Annotated in this window: 4 protein-coding genes; 2 read left to right on the top strand and 2 right to left on the bottom strand. The window is 74.2% G+C overall.

Features of this window, described 5'->3' with window-relative positions; all coding sequences use genetic code 11:
* Nucleotides 1-977 (bottom strand): molybdopterin-dependent oxidoreductase (locus I5G_RS20190; RefSeq protein ID WP_239642473.1); only part of this gene is annotated, 977 nt, incomplete at its 3' end.
* A gap of 136 nt (nt 978-1,113) precedes the next feature.
* Entirely contained in the window at nt 1,114-2,049 is a 936-nt protein-coding gene (locus I5G_RS02490; protein WP_022877646.1) for an SDR family oxidoreductase, read from the bottom strand.
* A 206-nt stretch (nt 2,050-2,255) separates the two neighbouring features.
* On the opposite strand from I5G_RS02490, the gene I5G_RS02485 reads away from it, so the two are divergent.
* Nucleotides 2,256-3,095 carry a helix-turn-helix transcriptional regulator gene (locus I5G_RS02485; protein ID WP_022877645.1) on the top strand — a complete coding sequence of 280 codons (840 nt, stop codon included), beginning with the start codon at nt 2,256-2,258 and terminating at the stop codon, nt 3,093-3,095.
* A 103-nt stretch (nt 3,096-3,198) separates the two neighbouring features.
* Nucleotides 3,199-4,356, top strand: a complete 1,158-nt coding sequence (locus I5G_RS20185) for an alpha/beta hydrolase (RefSeq protein ID WP_036325859.1) — start codon at nt 3,199-3,201, stop codon at nt 4,354-4,356.
* Nucleotides 4,357-4,405 lie beyond the last annotated feature (49 nt).

Here is a 4,405-nt window from a genome sequence, read left to right as displayed (position 1 = left end):
AGGCGGGAAGCCGTCGATCGAGTGCGACAGGACCATGTCGGCATCCGCCGTCGGCTTCGCCCGGGCGAGCAGATCGCGGATCGGGACGCCCAGCCAGCGCGCCGTGCGATCAGGTCGCCGCCGATCTCGTTCGACACGCACACGAGGGTCGCGACGGTCTCGCGCTGGGGGAGCGCGACGAGGTCGTCCCAGGTCAGCACCACTTCTTCCTCGACGAGCCCGTGGATGCGAAGACTCCACGTCGACGGATCCACCTGCGGCACCACGAGCGCGGTGTCGATGCGGTAGAAGTCCGCGGACGGCGTGATCACCGGCGCGAGGCCGTCGATGCCGAGCTCCGCCGTGGCCGGGACGGCGGTCGTGGTCGCGGGGGTCGGCAGGCGCAGGGCGGAGCGGACAGTCGACGCCGCCTGCGCACCCCCGCGGACGGCCGCGGAACCGACCGCGGCGAGAGCGCCGACGACGACCGCGAGGCCCGAGAACGCGAGGACGTTGCGTCGGGACGGGCCGGTGCTGTCCGCGGGGGCGACGCCTGCGCGGCGGAGGCGCGCGATGAGGAGCGCCCCGGTGATCACGGCGACGGCTCCCGCGACGAACGACGGAGCCGGCGAGAGGACGTCGGCGTCGGCCCGCGTCATCGACACGATCACGCCGACGACACCGAGTCCGCCCAGGATCACGCGGCCCCACGGCGGGCGGCGGCGCTCGAGCACCCCGGCCGCGGCGGCGATCGCCAGAAGCAGGATCGCGATGCCGACCAGCAGGGCCGCCTTGTCGTTCGTGCCGAACCAGCTGATCGCCAGGTCTTTCCCCCACGGGGGTGCGATGTCGATCATCCCGCCGCCGATGACGGCGAACGGACTCGCCGACGGCGCGACGACGGCCGCGGTGAGTTCGCCGAGTCCCGCGCCGAGCACAGCGGCCGCGACGCCGGCGCCGGCCGCGAGCAGGTCGAGGGAGCGGGAAGCAGAGGCCACGTTCGGAGCATAGGCAGCGCACGGGGAGCGGGCGCCGTGGCATCCCGAACTCACAGCCAACCGGAACGCGGGGGTCGCGCGTGAGGGGTCAAGAATTGTCGCCTGGACCCGCGGGTAAGCGACAGTTTCTGACCCCTCACGCGCGGACGGTGACCCCCGTCAGCCGCTGCGACTCGTCCCACACGCGCCGGGCCTCGTCCAGGTCGCGAAGCGGGCGGTACAGCGCGTGCGTGGTCGGGGCGCCGCCGAGGTTCATCGGGCCCCGAGGGCCGTACAGCACGTCGCTGCGCGGGTCCGCGGTCGTCGCGGCGAGTAGTGCCGGCTGCGCGGCCGAGCGGACGGTGCCGAGCAGGATGCCGTGACGCGACATCCAGCGGATCGCGCGCACCGCCGGGACGTCGGTGGTGCGCCCGATCTCGGGGCGGGCGGCCAGGAGGTTCGAGGGCGCGACGCCCGGGTGCGAGACGACGCTCGTGACGCCCCAGTCGCCCTCGCGGCTGCGCCGATCGAGTTCGCGCGCGAAGAGGCCGAGGGCGATCTTCGACGCCGAGTACACCCGCTGGCCGTCGTACGAGCGTTCGGCCTGGAGGTCGTCCCAGTCGATGCGTCCGCTGCGCGCGGCGATGCTGAGCTGCGTCACCACCCGTGCCCGCCCGGCGACGAGCAGCGGGAGGATGCCACCGACGAGCGCCATGTGACCGAGGTGGTTCGTACCGAACTGCAGCTCGAACCCGTCCGCGGTCGTCTGCCGCTCGGGCGGCGTCATCACGCCCGCGTTGTTGACGAGCAGGTGCACCGGCCGCCCGTCGGCGCGGAGCGCGTCGGCGAACGCCGCGACGCTCGCGAGCGACGACAGGTCGAGATCGTGGAGGTCGACGCGGGCGCCGGGGACGTGCTCGCGGATCGTCCGCACGGCGCGGTCACCCTTCGCCCGGTTGCGGACGGGCAGGACGACCTCGGCGCCCGCGGCGGCCAGGCGTTCGGCGATCACGAGTCCCATGCCGTCGCTGCCGCCGGTCAGCACGGCCCGGCGGCCGGCGAGGGAGGGAAGAGGGATGTCGATGTCGGTCATGGTGTCTCCTCGGTCGGGGTCGGTCCCAGCGTGCGTCCGGAAGCGGCACCCGAACCAGGACCCGTCGATCCCCGGCTGAGCGGGCCGCGTCTCCGGCCCGCGCGCGCCGCGTCTCCCGCCCGCCCGCGCCGCGTTTCCCGCCGAACCGCGGAGAGGGGGATCGCCGCGTCCTGGATCCGCGCCCGACCGGCGGGTAGACAGGGAGCATGATCGACCGAACGGCCCTCGCGGACTTCCTCCGCACCCGGCGCGAGGCGCTCCAACCCGAGGACGTCGGGATGCCGCGCGGCGCCCGTCGTCGCACGCCCGGGCTCCGGCGCGAGGAGGCCGCGGCCCTCGCGCACATGTCGACCGACTACTACGCGCGGTTGGAGCGGGAGCGCGGACCACAGCCGTCGCCCCAGATGCTCGCCGCGATCGCGCAGGGCTTCCACCTCACGCGCGCCGAGCGCGATCACCTGTTCCGGCTCGCCGGTCACGTGCCCGACGAGCGCTCCGCCGCGGGCGAGCACGTCAGCCCGGGACTGCTTCGCATCCTCGACCGCCTCGACGACACCCCCGCCGAGATCGTCACCGAGCTCGGCGAGACGCTGCGGCAGTCGCCCCTGGGCGCCGCCCTGGTCGGTGACGCGTCGCTCCGGTCGGGGCCCGAGCGCAGCCTCGGCTACCGCTGGTTCAGCGATCCCGCGTCGCGGGCGCTCTACGCGCCGGAGGAGCACGAGTTCCTCGGCCGGCTCTTCGCCGCCGGGCTGCGCGAGCTCGCGGGCCGCCGCGGCCCGAGCTCTCGGGCCGCCGCCCTCGCCGACGATCTGCTCGAGCGCAGCGCCGAATTCCGGACCCTGTGGGCCGCGCACGAGGTCGGGCTGCGGCCGAGCGCGACCAAGCGGTTCGTGCACCCCGCGGTCGGCGCACTCGAGCTGCATTGCCAGTCGCTCGTCGACCCCGAGACGTCGCATTCGCTGCTCGTCTACACGGCGGTCCCCGGCAGCGAGAGCGCCGAGAAACTCCGGCTCCTGGCGGTGCTCGGCCCCTCGGTCGCCGCATGAGCCGCGGCCCACGGTGTGAGGGGTCAAAGAATGTCGCTTGCGCCCGCCGGAAGCGACACTTTCTGACCTCTCACGCGCGTAATCCGCGGGTACCGTCGGGGGCATGCGCGAGCGAGTGACGACCGTGCGGCGCCCGGCCGCGGACGGGGTGCCGCCGTTCGACCTCGCGTACGTCCGCACCGGTCCGCGCACCGCGACCCCGGCCCTGATCATCCCGGGTGGTCCGGGATTGGCATCCGTTCTGCCCTACCGCGGACTCCGCCGACGCGCGGCCGAGGGCGGACTCGACGTCCTGATGGTCGAGCACCGCGGGATCGGGCGCTCGCGCCACGACCTCGCCGGTCATGTCCTACCGCCGGACGCGATGCGCATCACCGCGGTCCTCGACGACCTCGCCGCGGTGATGGATGCCGAGGGCGTCGACCGGGCGTACATCGTCGGGTCGTCGTACGGCAGCTATCTCGCGTCGAGCTTCGGCGCTCGGCATCCGGACCGGGTCGCGGGCATGCTGCTGGACTCCGCGCTGCAGTCCGCCGACGATCTCGCGCTGGAGCGGGCGCGCCTGCGGGCCCTCTTCTGGGATGCCGAGGACGACCTGTCCCGCGGCGTGCGGCGTCTCGTCGACGACGGGATCGACGAGCGCGTCGTGCTCGACGTCGTCCGCGCGGCCTACGAGCTCGCCGGACCCGAACTGCTGCGGACGCTCGTGCGTCACCGCCCCGGCCTCGCGTGGCGCGCGCTCGCCGCATACGCGACGCGCGACGCCTCGATCGCACGGGTCCCGGGCATCTACGAATTCGACGTCGTCGGCACGATCGCGTTCCGCGAGCTGCACTACGGCGCCCCACCGGACGGACTCCCGCTCGACCCGGCGCTCACCTACGCCCCGCTCGCCGAGCGTTTCGCCGCCTTCGCGGGAGAGCCCTACGACCTCACCGCCGCCGCCGCGGGATTCTCGTGGCCGCTCGTGGTCCTCTCGGGCGATCGCGACCTGCGGACACCGCCGGCGATCGCCGAGCGGGTGGTGCGGACGGCCCCGGATGCCACCCTGGTCCGGCTCCACAACGGACACAGCGCCCTGGACACCCACCCGATGGCGCTGCTCAACGCCACACGACGGCTCGTCCGCGGCGAGCAGCACCGGCTCCCCGCCGAGGAGTCCGCGCTGGATCGGCTCCGCCGCACCGGCGTCTCCGCGCGGTTCCCCCGGGTGCTGCAGGCCCTGTCCCAGGCCGACACCGCCGTCCGCCCGCGGCGCTGAGTCCTGGCATCAAGGTCGTGCTGCGCCCCTGATTCTCGTCGCGTGAGGG

The organism is Microbacterium sp. B19, assembly GCF_000333395.1.
Classification (GTDB): Bacteria; Actinomycetota; Actinomycetes; order Actinomycetales; family Microbacteriaceae; genus Microbacterium.
This window is presented reverse-complemented; position numbering and strand designations above follow the sequence as displayed.